The 12,952-nt window shown below is 61.0% G+C and carries 10 protein-coding genes, 1 tRNA gene and 2 rRNA genes; 8 read left to right on the top strand and 5 right to left on the bottom strand.

Annotated elements, in window-relative coordinates; all coding sequences use genetic code 11:
• Positions 1-12: 12 nt before the first annotated feature.
• Positions 13-1,005 (bottom strand): GntR family transcriptional regulator, encoded by a 993-nt coding sequence (locus G6K99_RS00065; RefSeq protein ID WP_174195366.1) that lies wholly within the window; start codon positions 1,003-1,005, stop codon positions 13-15.
• A 110-nt stretch (positions 1,006-1,115) separates the two neighbouring features.
• Between G6K99_RS00065 and G6K99_RS00060 the strand changes: the two genes are divergently transcribed.
• The 8 genes from G6K99_RS00060 (at position 1,116) to G6K99_RS00025 (ending at position 9,833) form a co-directional block, all read left to right on the top strand.
• Positions 1,116-2,216 (top strand): Ldh family oxidoreductase, encoded by a 1,101-nt coding sequence (locus G6K99_RS00060; protein ID WP_174195365.1) that lies wholly within the window; start codon positions 1,116-1,118, stop codon positions 2,214-2,216.
• A 63-nt stretch (positions 2,217-2,279) separates the two neighbouring features.
• Entirely contained in the window at positions 2,280-2,993 is a 714-nt protein-coding gene (locus tag G6K99_RS00055) for a FadR/GntR family transcriptional regulator (RefSeq protein ID WP_092664076.1), read from the top strand.
• A 65-nt stretch (positions 2,994-3,058) separates the two neighbouring features.
• Complete coding sequence (locus G6K99_RS00050) at positions 3,059-4,030, top strand: sialic acid TRAP transporter substrate-binding protein SiaP (RefSeq protein ID WP_092664078.1); 972 nt, start codon at positions 3,059-3,061, stop codon at positions 4,028-4,030.
• 70 nt (positions 4,031-4,100) lie between these two features.
• The gene (locus tag G6K99_RS00045) at positions 4,101-4,679 is read left to right on the top strand and encodes a TRAP transporter small permease (RefSeq protein ID WP_174195364.1); all 579 of its coding nucleotides are present in this window, start codon (positions 4,101-4,103) and stop codon (positions 4,677-4,679) included.
• A 4-nt stretch (positions 4,680-4,683) separates the two neighbouring features.
• Positions 4,684-6,090 (top strand): TRAP transporter large permease, encoded by a 1,407-nt coding sequence (locus G6K99_RS00040; RefSeq protein WP_174195363.1) that lies wholly within the window; start codon positions 4,684-4,686, stop codon positions 6,088-6,090.
• 76 nt (positions 6,091-6,166) lie between these two features.
• Complete coding sequence (locus G6K99_RS00035) at positions 6,167-7,231, top strand: L-idonate 5-dehydrogenase (protein ID WP_174195362.1); 1,065 nt, start codon at positions 6,167-6,169, stop codon at positions 7,229-7,231.
• Positions 7,228-8,427 (top strand): mannonate dehydratase, encoded by a 1,200-nt coding sequence (uxuA, locus tag G6K99_RS00030; protein ID WP_174195361.1) that lies wholly within the window; start codon positions 7,228-7,230, stop codon positions 8,425-8,427. The genes G6K99_RS00035 and uxuA overlap by 4 nt, the downstream gene beginning before the upstream one ends.
• On the top strand, positions 8,424-9,833 hold the full coding sequence (locus G6K99_RS00025; protein ID WP_174195360.1) for a mannitol dehydrogenase family protein: 1,410 nt from the start codon (positions 8,424-8,426) through the stop codon (positions 9,831-9,833). The genes uxuA and G6K99_RS00025 overlap by 4 nt, the downstream gene beginning before the upstream one ends.
• Before the next feature lie 91 nt (positions 9,834-9,924).
• Here G6K99_RS00025 and G6K99_RS00020 read toward each other — a convergent pair whose 3' ends face one another.
• From G6K99_RS00020 to G6K99_RS00005, 4 genes are all read right to left on the bottom strand, one after another.
• On the bottom strand, positions 9,925-11,511 hold the full coding sequence (locus G6K99_RS00020) for a gamma-glutamyltransferase family protein (protein WP_244631333.1): 1,587 nt from the start codon (positions 11,509-11,511) through the stop codon (positions 9,925-9,927).
• Positions 11,512-11,959: 448 nt separating this feature from the next.
• A tRNA-Met gene (locus G6K99_RS00015) sits at positions 11,960-12,036 on the bottom strand.
• Between the two features lie 258 nt (positions 12,037-12,294).
• A 5S ribosomal RNA gene (gene rrf, locus G6K99_RS00010) occupies positions 12,295-12,409 on the bottom strand.
• A 255-nt stretch (positions 12,410-12,664) separates the two neighbouring features.
• Positions 12,665-12,952 (bottom strand): 23S ribosomal RNA (locus tag G6K99_RS00005); the annotation flags it as partial.

Genomic DNA, 12,952 nt, shown 5'->3' with positions numbered 1-12,952 from the left:
CGGTGGTAGACATCAGTCTGTTTTGACGTGCCCCTGCCGCTCCAGATAAGGCAGGTCAGGCAGGGCGATGGTTCTCGATGCTGCAGCCCTAATGCGGGCGATTGCGCGGTCGCGTGAGATCCGCAGATGCTTCTCCAGCGCCTCGCATGCGGCGCCGATATCGCCGGAAGCGAGCGGTGCAAGCACGTCCAGATGCTCCAGCAGGAAGGGTTCGCCATCATAGCCGGTGGTCTTCGGCTGATAGAGAAAATGGTGGGCGACCAAAATCGCCTGCGGCAGGCTGATTGCCTGCATCAGCGCGCGGTTTTCGCAATATCCGAGAAGCTCCGAATGCAGTTGATGTTCGACGCGGTCGAGCATGTCGCCGGTGACCGTCTCGGCAGCGGCGATTGCCTGCTCGACGAACTCGATGCATCCGGTCACGTAGCCATCGGGCAAATGCGGAAATGCCTGCTCGAGAGCCAGCGGTTCCAGCACCCAGCGCAGCTCGTAGAGCTGGCCGATATGGACAGGCGTCAGGCCCGGTGCCAGCCAACGGCCGGCATCGTCCTTCAGCACCACGCCGCGTTGCTGCAGCCTTCCCATCACGTCCCGTGCAACGGTTCGGCTGACGCCGTGGGCTGCGGCAAGCGCTGCTTCGTTGATACGCCAGCTGGCAAGCGAGGTGCGCGAGACGATCTCGATCTCGATCTGCCTGTAGATCAGTTCCCAGCTCGACAGGAAATGGATCTTCTCGTCGGAACCGGCAGGATGGCCCGACGCGGCGACGGGCGCGGCGCCACCTTCCGTGGATAAGATCTGGTAGCCACTGCCCGGGACGCGCTGCATCAGTCCGCGCTGCTCCAGCTCACCCAGGGCATGGCGCGCGGGTGCCCGGCTGATGCCGAAGCGTTCGGCAAGGCTGGTTTCGGTCAGATACGCGCCGGGAGACAGCGCACCGGAGGCGATCTCGGATGCCAGTATCTCGCACACACGTTGATGAAGCCTCGGGGACGGGCCAGCCATTCGGCTCTCCAGCAAATGAAATGCGACCGATCGAAATCGCAGTGCATGGATTGCATCTTCCAAATCGAATGTCTAGTGTAGACAAAAGACATTGTGGAGGATGTCCTGACATGCCGACTGGGAATGACAGAGCGCGCGTTTCACTTGTCGAGCTCGATCGCTTCTGCCGCGAGGTTCTTCTGGGCTGCGGTGCCGACGGTGCAACGGCGGACGCTGCCACGCGGGCGATGATGCACGGCACCCGCTATGGCGTGGACAGTCACGGGGTGCGTCTTCTCGACCATTACGTGACCGCGCTTGAAGGCGGGCGGCTCAACAAGGCGCCGAAGCTTAAACCCGTTGGCGGTTTTGGTGCGGTGGAGACGCTGGACGCGGATCATGCGCATGGCGCACTCGCGACCTATACGGCGATGGACCGCGCAATCGCGCTCGCGCGTCAGTTCGGCATCGGCGCTGTGGCGATCCGCAACAGTTCGCATTTCGGCCCGGCCGGCGCCTATTCGCTGGAGGCGGCCCGCCAGGGCGTGATCGGCTTTACCTTTTGCAATTCCGACAGTTTCGTGCGCCTGCATGAGGGTGCATCGCGCTTCCACGGCACCAACCCGATTGCCGTCGGCGTGCCGGTGGAAGGGCAAGATCCGTGGTTGCTGGACATGGCGACCAGCGCCATTCCCTATAACCGCGTTCTCCTCTACCGCAGCATGGGCACGACCCTGCCGCAGTCGGTGGCGTCAGATGTTTCGGGCATCGACACACTCGATGCCGACAAAGCCGAGATGCTGGCACCGCTCGGCGGTGAATTCGGCTTCAAGGGGGCGGGTCTCGCCGGTCTCGCCGAAATTCTCAGCGCTGTCGTGACCGGCATGAGCCTGAGTTTCGACCTCGCCCCGATGGGCGGTCCCGATTTTTCGACGCCTCGTGGTCTCGGAGCCTTTGTCTTTGCGATCCTGCCGGAGGCGTTCGGCGATCGGGAGACGTTCGATGCGGGCATGACACGCTATCTGGATGTGCTGCGCAGTTCGCCGGCCCGCGCCGACTGCCGAGTCATGGCGCCGGGCGACCGGGAATGGGTGGTTGCGGCGGATCGAGAAGCATCTGGCGTCACGCTCGATCCGGCAACACACGCCGCTTTCGAAGTTCTTGCGGGTCGCTACGGGGCGCAACTGCCGGTTTTGGAGATGCCGGCACAGTCACAGGTTGATGGCACTTGACTTCCCAAAATTGGTAAGACAATCTGACCGCATTGCGCGTCGGGAGGATGCGTGGAGGACACCATGTTTGTCGCCCTTGAGCCGCGCCGCCTTTACAGGCAGGCCGCGGAACAGCTTCGTACGCTGATCGAAGCCGGAGAAGTCCGGCCCGGTGAGCGTCTGCCGGCCGAGCGTGAGCTTGCCGAGCGCCTTGGCGTGTCCCGCCCCACCATTCGCGAAGCCCTGATCGTGCTCGAAGTCGAGGGTCTGATCCAGATCCGCATGGGATCCGGCGTCTATGTCAGCGCCAGATCAAACCGGCAGCCGGAAATCCTTGCCGCCGATGACAGCGATGGTCCTTTTGAAATCCTGCAGGCGCGCTGCCTGATCGAGAGCGCTATTGCCGAAGAGGCAGCCCGCAAGGCCGACAGCGAGAGCATCGCAAAGCTCAATTCGATCCTTGCGGAGATGGAGGGTTCGCTCGACGATTCGCACCAGGCGCTGGCGCTGGACCGGGCGTTTCATACGGCGATTGCGGACATGATCGGCAATTCGGCGCTCAACCGCTTTACCGGCCTGATCTACGACAAGCGGCTGTCGCCGTATTTCACCAAGCTGGCCAGCTATTTCGAAGGCCCGCACACCTGGAAGGCAGCACTCGAAGAACACAAGATCATTCGCGACGCGCTTGCGGCGGGCAACCCCGCCGATGCGCGCGAGGCCATGCGGCAGCATTTGACGCTGTCGCAGAAGAGATTCTCGGAAAGCTTCGGAGAGGAGCCGACGAGGAACGACTGATCCGACCGCGAGGAGGCGGCGGATCGAGACGATAGTTTGAGATTTCAATTCGGGAGGAGAAAGTTATGTTGAAGTTTACCACTATTTTAGGTGCCGCCGCCGTCGTCATGGCGTCGGCAATCGGCGCACAGGCGCAGACAGCGCTCAAGTGGGCGCATGTCTATGAGACCTCGGAGCCTTTCCATACGGAATCCGTATGGGCTGCAGGCGAAATCGCCAAGCGGACCGAAGGTCGCTACAAGATCGACGTCTTCCCCGCGTCGCAGCTCGGCAAGGAAGCCGACATCAACCAGGGTCTGAAGCTCGGAACGGTCGACATGATCATTTCCGGCTCCAGCTTCGCGGCCCGCGATTACAAGCCGATCGGCGTGACCTACTTCCCGTACATCTTTCGCGATCCGGCGCACCTGATCGCCTATGTGAAGAGCGACGTCTTCAAGCGTCTCTCCAAGGGCTATGAAGACAAGACCGGCAACGTCATCACCGCGGTCAGCTATTACGGCACGCGCCATACGACATCCAACAAGCCGATCGAAAAATGCGCCGACCTGAAGGGCGTCAAGATGCGCGTTCCGGACGTTCCGGCCTACCTTGCCATGCCACGGGCCTGCGGCGCCAACACCACGCCAATCGCCTTTGCAGAAGTCTATCTCGCCCTGCAGAACGGCACGGTCGATGCCCAGGAAAACCCGCTGACCACGATCGAGGCGAAGAAGTTCTTTGAAGTCCAGAAGAACATCGTTCTGTCCGGTCACATCGTCGACCATCTCAACACGGTCATTTCCAAGAGCCGCTGGGCAAGCCTGTCGGACGCAGACAAGAAGATCTTCACGGAAGTGACGCAGGAAGCTGCAACCCGCACCACCAAGATCATCGAGGAACGCGAAAAGGCGCTCGTCGAGGACTTCAAGAAGCGCGGCCTCAACGTCGTGACCGTTGACAAGGCGGACTTCGAAAAGACCGTGCTGGAAAAGGTCACTTTCGAAGAGTTCGGCTACGCGAAATCCGATTGGGAAGCCATCCGCGCCATCAAGTAACGCGGATCACGCCAACGTTCGCGCGGCTCGCGAGAGCCGCGCCTTCCCTTCGTGAAACTGGATCGGATCCATGTCGACATCCCCGGAAATCCACACTCAGGTGACCCCTGAGGAGCTTGCCCATACATTCGACGAAGCGCCCGTCGATGTGGACCTTAAAATCTATGCCTTCGAGGACTGGGTCACGCTTGCCCTGTTCTGGGTGATGACGGGCTGCGTCTTCCTGCAGTTCTTTACCCGTTACGTCCTCAACGACAGCTATGCCTGGACGGAGGAAATCGCCGTCAATTGCCTGATCGGCGTGGTTTTCCTCGGTGCCGTCATGTGCGTGCGCATGTCGCGCCACATTCAGGTGGACGTTCTCTACCACTACCTGCCGCCACATGTGACGCGCATCATGGCGACGTTGGTCGACATTATCCGGGTCGGTTTCTTTACCTACGGATCATGGCTGATGTGGCGGTACATGGAAATCGTCGAGGGCGAGGAGATGGTCACCGTAAACCTGCCCCGCAACATCGTCTTCTACAGCGTGCTGGTTGCCTTCGTGCTGATGCTGCTGCGCTCCATCCAGGTTTTCGTCGCCAACATGCGCCGCGGTTATTCGGTGCTCGAGCGCCCCGAAGAATTCCAGAACGCCGAGGATTGATTTCATGCTGCTGCTTATCGGTTCGTTTCTTCTCCTGATGGTGCTGGGTCTGCCGGTCGCCATCTCCATGGCAACCTCGTCGGTCCTCTACATCGTCTTTTACAATGTTGCGCCTGACATCATCGTCGCGCAGCGGCTGATTGCCGGTGTCGAGAGCTTCCCGCTTCTGGCCGTTCCCTTCTTCATTCTTGCCGGCAACCTGATGAACAGCGCCGGCGTGACCGGCCGCATCTACTCTTTCGCAGTCGCGCTGGTCGGCTGGATGAAAGGTGGTTTGGCGCAGGTCAACATCATCGGTTCGGTCATCTTTTCCGGCATGTCCGGAACGGCGCTTGCCGACGCTGCCGGCATCGGCACGATCGAGATCAAGGCGATGAAGGACCACGGCTATCCGATCGAGGCCGCCGTCGGCGTTACCGCGGCATCGGCAACGCTTGGTCCTATCTTCCCGCCATCGCTGCCTTTCGTGATCTACGGGATGATGGCCAACGTTTCGATCGGTGCCCTGTTCATGGCCGGCATCGTGCCGGGCGTCGTCATGACGGTGCTGATGATGCTGACCGTTGCCATCTTCGCCTATGTGAAACGCTGGGGTTCCGATACGCCGTTCAGCTGGAGGAATATCCTCAGCGCATCGACGGAGGTCCTTGTTGTGGCCATGGTGCCGCTTGGTATCTATCTGCTGACGCTGACCGGGCTATCGCTCAACCTGTCGATCCTGATCGCGCTCGTCGTGCTTCTCGCCTGCGACTGGTATTTCGACTTCTCCGCCGTCATGGCGCTGATGACCCCGGTCATCCTGATCGGCGGCATGACGATGGGTTGGTTCACGCCGACGGAGGCAGCCGTTGCCGCCGTGCTGTGGTCGCTGTTCCTCGGCCTCGTGCGCTATCGCACCATGACCCTCAAATCGCTTGCCAAGGCAACCTTCGACACGATCGAAACGACGGCCTCCGTGCTGTTCATCGTGGCCGCGGCCTCCGTCTTTGCATGGCTTTTGACGGTCAGCCAGACGGCGCAGCTTCTGTCGACGGCGATCACCAGCCTGACCGACAGCAAGTGGGTGTTCCTGATCCTGGTCAACCTGTTGATGCTGTTCGTCGGCTGCTTCCTCGATACGATCGCCGCCATCACCATTCTGGTGCCGATCCTGCTGCCGATCGTGCTGCAGTTCGACATCGATCCGGTGCATTTCGGTCTGATCATGACGCTGAACCTGATGATCGGACTGCTGCACCCGCCGCTCGGCATGGTGCTGTTCGTCCTGTCCCGCGTCGCGAAACTGTCCGTCGAGCGCACTACGATGGCCATCCTGCCCTGGCTGGTGCCGCTGCTGCTCGCACTGGTGCTGATCACCTTCGTGCCGGCAATCACGCTGTGGCTGCCGACTGAAATGGGCCTGATCCGCTGATACCGACACACACATTCCGCGTCGGCCAGACCGGCGCGGAATGACCGATCGAAACGCACGAAACGAGGCTATCCCCATGCTTACCCGCGTCGTCCGCCTGCATGGCAAACGCGATCTCAAGGTTGAGAGCGAGGGTTATAAAGCTCCTCTCCCCGGTGAAGTGCTCCTGCGCATGGCGATGGGCGGCATCTGCGGCTCGGACCTGCATTACTTCCAGGACGGCGGCTTCGGCCCGATCCGCGTGCGCGAACCGATCATTTCCGGACACGAAGCATCAGGCTTCGTCGAAGCGATCGGACATGGCGTTTCCGGCCTCAGCGTCGGCAACCTGGTCGCCGTCAATCCTTCGCAACCCTGCGGCCATTGCCACTATTGCAGTCTCGGCCAACCAATCCACTGCCTCGAAATGCGGTTCATGGGCAGCGCTATGCGCCTGCCGCACGAACAGGGCATGTTCCGCGATCATCTGGTGGTGCCGGCAATCCAGTGCCATCCGGTCTCATCAGATGTTTCGCCGGCCGAAGCCGCCTGCGCGGAACCGCTCGCAGTCTGCCTTCATGCGGTCTCCCAGGCGGGCGATCTCAGAAACAAGCGCGTTCTCGTGACCGGTGCCGGTCCGATCGGCCTTCTGACCGTCGCAGCCGCCCGGTATGCAGGGGCGGCTGAGATCATCGTGACGGATCTTGCCGACGCAGCCCTTGCCCGGGCTCCCGCGATGGGCGCGACCGATACGGTCAACGTCGCCGAAAACGCGGAAGCGCTTTCGCCCTATCTCGAAGGCAAAGGCACGATCGATGTGGCCTTCGACTGCTCTGCCGCCGGTCCGGCGCTTCGCACCGCTCTTGCAGCCCTGAAGCCGAGAGGAACTCTTGTTCAGGTGGGCGTGACGGGCGACATCACGATCCCGCTCAACATGCTGGTCGGCAAGGAAATCAACTGGCGCGGTTCGCAGCGCTTCGATCGCGAGTTTGCAGAAGCGGTCGATCTGATTTCGCGGCGCGCCATCGATGTGCGGCCGATCCTTTCGCATACCTATCCACTCGAGGACGCGCTAAGCGCCTTCGAACAGGCTTCGGACCGTTCCGTCGCCTGCAAGGTGCAGATCGCACTTTTCGACCATGAAACGGGAAGAACAGAATGAAACATACCTGGCGATGGTTCGGACCGATCGACAAGGTTTCGGTGAGGGATGCGGCGCAGGCCGGCGCGGAGGGCATTGTCAGCGCCCTGCACCACATTCCGACGGGGGCCGTGTGGCCGGCCGACGAGATCGAGAAGCGACACGCGGAGATCAAGGCCGGCGGTCTTTACTGGGATGTGGTCGAAAGCGTGCCCGTCTCGGAAGAGATCAAGACCCAGACCGGCGACTGGCGTGCCCATGTGGCCAACTGGCAGGAAAGCCTGCGTCGCCTTTCGCAAAGCGGCATTCGTACAGTCTGCTATAATTTCATGCCGGTCCTCGACTGGACCCGCACCGACCTGCGCTGGGAAACCCGGCACGGCGCGAAGGCGATGCGCTTTGATCTTGTCGATTTCGTCGCCTTCGACATCCATATTCTGAAGCGACCGGATGCGGCCGCCGATTATCCGGAAGCCCTGCAGGACAAGGCGGCTAAGCGCTTCTCCGAGCTCGCGGACGACAGGATCGCAGCACTCGGCCGCAACATCGGTGCCGGGCTGCCGGGCTCGGCGGACGGATATTCGCTCGACCAGCTTCTGGAAAAGCTGAGGACTTACCACGGCATCAACCGCGAGAAGCTTCAGTCGAACCTCGTCGATTTTCTTTCCGAAGTCGTGCCTGTCGCCGAACAGGTGGGGATCAACATCTGCGCTCATCCGGACGATCCGCCGTGGCCGCTGCTTGGCCTGCCGCGTATCCTTTCGACCGAAGACGATTACGCTCATATGCTCAAAGCGGTCGACAGCCGCGCCAATGGCGTGACGCTGTGTTCCGGTTCGCTCGGTGCGCGTGCGGATAACGATCTCCCCCGGATTGCCGAACGTTTTGCCGACCGCATCCATTTCGTCCATCTGCGCAACGTGACGCGCGATGATGACTCCCTGCCCTGCTCCTTCTTCGAAGACGAACATCTCGAAGGCGGAACCGACATGGTGGCGGTCATTGCCGCCCTGTTGAAGGAAGAAAAGCGGCGTCATCGCGAAGGACGTGAGGATCACAGGATTGCCATGCGGCCGGACCATGGTCAGGAGATCCTCGACGATCTCACCCGTGGCGCCCAGCCGGGCTATCCGGCGATCGGCCGGCTCAAGGGTCTGGCGGAACTACGCGGCATCGAGCGCGCGCTCAGCCATCCGGAATTTGGAGCAATAGAATGACCCTGCAGAGACTTTCATCCGCGACGACCTTGCCGGAAACCGTGTCCGGTCCAACCTTCGACCGCACGAAACTTCGCCCCGGTATCGTTCATTTCGGGCTCGGTGCTTTTCACCGCGCGCATCAGGCCGTTTATACGCAAAAGGCGCTCGAGGCGGAGTTTGGCCCCTGGGGCATCGTTGCGGTCAATCTGCGCTCGCCGGAGCCCGTCCGGGCGATGGCCGAACAGGACGGGCTTTACTCGATCACCGTGCGAGACACCGAGGGCGATCGGTCCGAGGTGATCGGTTCGACCGTCGACTGGATCTCCGCTGTGGACCAGCGCGACCAGGTTCTAGCCTATCTCGCCAGCCCCGACATCCGGATCGTGACACTCACCGTCTCCGAAAAAGCCTACGGGTTGCATCCGACGACAGGTGGCCTCGATCCTGACCATCCGTCGGTTGCCGCCGATCTCCAAAACCCGCAGGCGCCTGTCGGCCCGATCGGTTTCATCGTCGAAGGGCTGGCGCTTCGCCGTAACCTGGATGTCGCGCCTTTCACCGTGCTTTGCTGCGACAATCTTCCATCCAATGGCAAGATCCTGCGACGGCTGGTGCTCGACATGGCAAACCGACGCGACCCGGCTCTGGCCGAATGGATCGCCGAGAACGGCGCATTTCCATCAAGCATGGTGGACAGGATCGTTCCCGCCGCCACGGAGGAAACCCGGCAGCGTGCATCGCGTCTGCTTGGCGTCGAAGATACGCTGGCGCTCGATACGGAGCCGTTTCTGCAATGGGTGATCGAAGACGAGTTCGTCTCCGGCCGGCCGCATTGGGAGGCCGCCGGTGCCCTCTTTGCCGTCGATGTCGAGCCCTATGAAAAAATGAAGCTGCGGCTTCTCAACGGTTCGCATACGCTGCTTGCGCATCTGGGCCTGCTGGACGGGCTGGAATGCACCCGTGACGTGATGACGGTCGAACGGCATGTTGCGGATGTCGAGCGACATCTCAACACCGTGGTCAAGACGCTCGACCCGGTGCCGGGAATCGACCTTTCGGCCTATATCCAGCAGCTTCTGCAACGCTTTGCCAATCCGACAATCGCGCATCGCTGCGCGCAGATCGCGATGGATACGAGCCAGAAGATCCCGCAGCGTATTTTCGGACCCGCAGTCGAGGTTCTCGGCCAAGGCGAGGATGGGGCGGCCTATGCGCACGTCGTCGGCGTCTGGCTTGCGGCCGTTTGCCGGCTACAGGACTGCAACGATCCGCGCCGCGACGAGCTTCTCTCCGCCGCTGCGAAGAGTTCGGACGAGCAGCCCTCGGCCCCGTTTTTCAAGATCCCGGGCCTGTTTCCGCAGGCTCTGATCGATTCCCAGGCATGGCGCGCGCTAGTGGATGCGGAAATGAAACAGTGGCGCTAGGGCGTACCTCCGTCCGCTAGAACGACAAGAAGCCCGCACTCGGCGGGCTTTTTGCACTTCCGAACGACGGTAATGGAATACGCCGCTATGGCTAGAAGCCGAGCGCCATGCCATCCTTGCGGCTGTCCGACCCACCCTCGAGCAGGCCGTCGCGGATGCGGATGGCCTGACTGCCTCCGATCGGGCTGGTGACGATCTTCAGCACATGGCCTCTCGCTTCAAGATCTGCCCGCACCGCCGGGCTGACGGTGGGCTCGAGTTCCAAAACGCCGCCGAAGCCGAAACTGCGCGGCACGTCCATGGCCGCCTGCAAATCGAGACCTCTGTCGATCACGCCCGACAGGAAGGCCGCATGACCCGCTGCCTGGTAATGGCCGCCCATCACGCCAAACGGCATCACCGTTTTGCCATCCTGCGTCACCATGCCGGGAATGATCGTGTGCATCGGGCGCTTCGACGGGCCGATCGCATTCGGATGCCCCTCGATCAGCCGGAAAGACGCGCCACGGCTGTGGAACAGCACGCCGGTCTTCGGGTCGAGACGCGTCGAGCCGAAGGGATGGAAGATCGAGTTGATAAAGGAAATCGCGTTGCCCTGCGTATCGACGACGCAGAGATAGATCGTGTCCTTGTGTTCTGGCTCGTCCCACAGAACCGGCGGCAATGCCTTCTTCATGTCGATACGGCTGCGGAGCGTCGCAGCGACTTCATCGGACAACAGCTGTTCGGCAACGCCCGCGCAATGCTCGGGGTCTGCAATCAGGGCGTCGCGGTGATGATAGGCGATCTTTGTCGCCTCCGCGTGGACATGGATCCGATCCGCCTCGTCCATGGCGGCGAGATCGAAGCCTTCGACGATCTTCAGGATCAGCAGCGCCGCCAGCCCCTGTCCATTCGGCGGGCACTCGTGGACGTCGAAACCCTTGTAGCTGGCGCTGACCGGATCCATCCAGTTCCCGCCATCCGTGCCGGCCTCGAAATCCTCGAGCGTGTGCAGACCACCGAGGGAGCGCAGATGGGCAACCATCTTTTCCGCCGTTTCCCCTTCGTAGAAGGCGGCAGCCCCGCCTGCAGCAATCTCCTCGAGGCGGTCTGCCAGAAGCGGCTGGCGGATGACGGCGCCTGCAACGGGCGCCTTGCCTTCAGGCAGAAACACCGCAGCGGCGTGGCTGTCGCCGGCGATGACTTTTTCATTGCCCTTCCAGTCCATCGCGACACGAGGCGTGACGGGAAAGCCGGAACGCGCATAGCCGATCGCGCGCATGAACAATTGCTCGAGCGGTAGAGTTCCATGGTCGGTGTGGAGACGGCACCAGGCGGAAATGGCACCCGGGACGGTGACCGAATGCGGGCTTGTCTGGGGAATCTCGCCGTTTATGCCGAGCTCTGTAAGGGCTGCAACGGAGGCGGCGGCAGGCGCGCGGCCCGAACCGTTGAGCGCCTTGACCGCACCGCCCGCAGGTGCGTAGAGCGCAAAGCAATCGCCACCGATACCGGTCATCAGGGGATCGACGACGCATTGGACGGAGACAGCCGCAATCGCTGCGTCGACAGCATTGCCGCCATCCTGCAGGACTTCCAGACCGGCTGCGGTGGCGAGCGGATGCGACGTGGCAATCATCGCGCCGGTCGACAGGGTCGACGGGCGCCTTGCGGAAAAGAAATCGAAATCAGACATGTCATTCCTTTGTTTCACTGACAGCCTGTCATGGCCTCAGCGCCTACTGGTCCAAACGTCATCCTATTCGGAGGGGATGTCGGTCAGCGGCAAACCTTTCGGCAGCCCGCCGCCCTTGGACGGTAACCTCCATCAGGCAATCGGCTTGCACGATAGTGCAGCGAACGGCAAACCTGCAACCTCAAGGAAGGAAAGGCGGTCTCGCAATTTCGTTTGAGCACTGAAACCTGCGCCCGTGCAGATTTGTCTTAAGCCCTGGCAGAGGCTAGCAACACGAGCGTCGCTCGAAGAGTTGTCAGGATTGTCTGAGGAGAAGGCCAGCAAGACCGATCCCATCTGTCGCCATCCGTCTTTGGCAGACCCGTATCGGTCGTTAGTGCGCTTCGGTCAGTACAAACGCAAAACACCCGCAGCTTATGGCTACGGGTGTTTTTCGATAATGATGATTTGGTTGCGGGGGCAGGATTTGAACCTGCGGCCTTCAGGTTATGAGCCTGACGAGCTACCGGGCTGCTCCACCCCGCGCCAAGCGAATTTGGCGTTGCCAAATTTCGCGTCTGCGTAAACTGCGTTGCGGTTTACGTGTAGTGCCGGAGCAAATCCGAAGGATTTGTCTCCTGTGAGGGACGCACCGGCGACAGACCGAACGTCCCATTATTTCGTTAAACCCCAGCAACGACAAAAGGCCGCTTTGGGAGCGGCCCTTGGTTTGGCCAGGGGCCGGTTTGTTATGTGTGAGAAGATTGTTTGGTCCATCCTTATGGATGGCATTGCCTTTAATAGACCTGGCAGCGACCTACTCTCCCGCGTCTTAAGACGGAGTACCATTGGCGCAGGGGTGTTTCACGGCCGTGTTCGGAAAGGGAACGGGTGCAGCCACCCCGCAATGACCACCAGGTCGATTAAGGGCAATGTATGCGTGGCAATGGGCGACCATTGCAACGCTTTATCGAGAAGCTGGCGGAGGCGAACCCCCTTTTGTCTTAGTTGAACACGTCTTTGTTTGCCGTCTGGTTTGTCGGAGCAAAGCTCCGCAAGGCCAGAGGCCGTCGTGACCAGTGTCACGGCCCGTCCGGAGCGTTGTTCACGCGTCAGGACAAAACAGATGTCATCATCAAGGTGCGCAGCACCTTGATGAGCATAGTCAATGAGAACGATGAAGCCAATCGGGCTATTAGTAAGGCTAAGCTTCATGCATTACTGCACGTCCACACGCCTCCTATCAACGTGGTCGTCTTCCACGGCCCTGATAGGGAATACTCGTTTTCAGGTGGGTTTCCCGCTTAGATGCCTTCAGCGGTTATCCCTTCCATATATAGCTACCCTGCTATGCCGTTGGCACGACAACAGGTCCACCAGAGATATGTCCATCCCGGTCCTCTCGTACTAGGGACAGATCCTGTCAATATTCCTACACCCACGGCAGATAGGGACCGAACTG

The sequence above is a fragment of the Neorhizobium sp. AL 9.2.2 genome, assembly GCF_013317225.1.
Classification (GTDB): domain Bacteria; phylum Pseudomonadota; class Alphaproteobacteria; order Rhizobiales; family Rhizobiaceae; genus Neorhizobium; species Neorhizobium soli.
The sequence above is the reverse complement of the archived record's forward strand: the minus strand, read 5'-3'. Positions and strand labels throughout refer to the sequence as shown.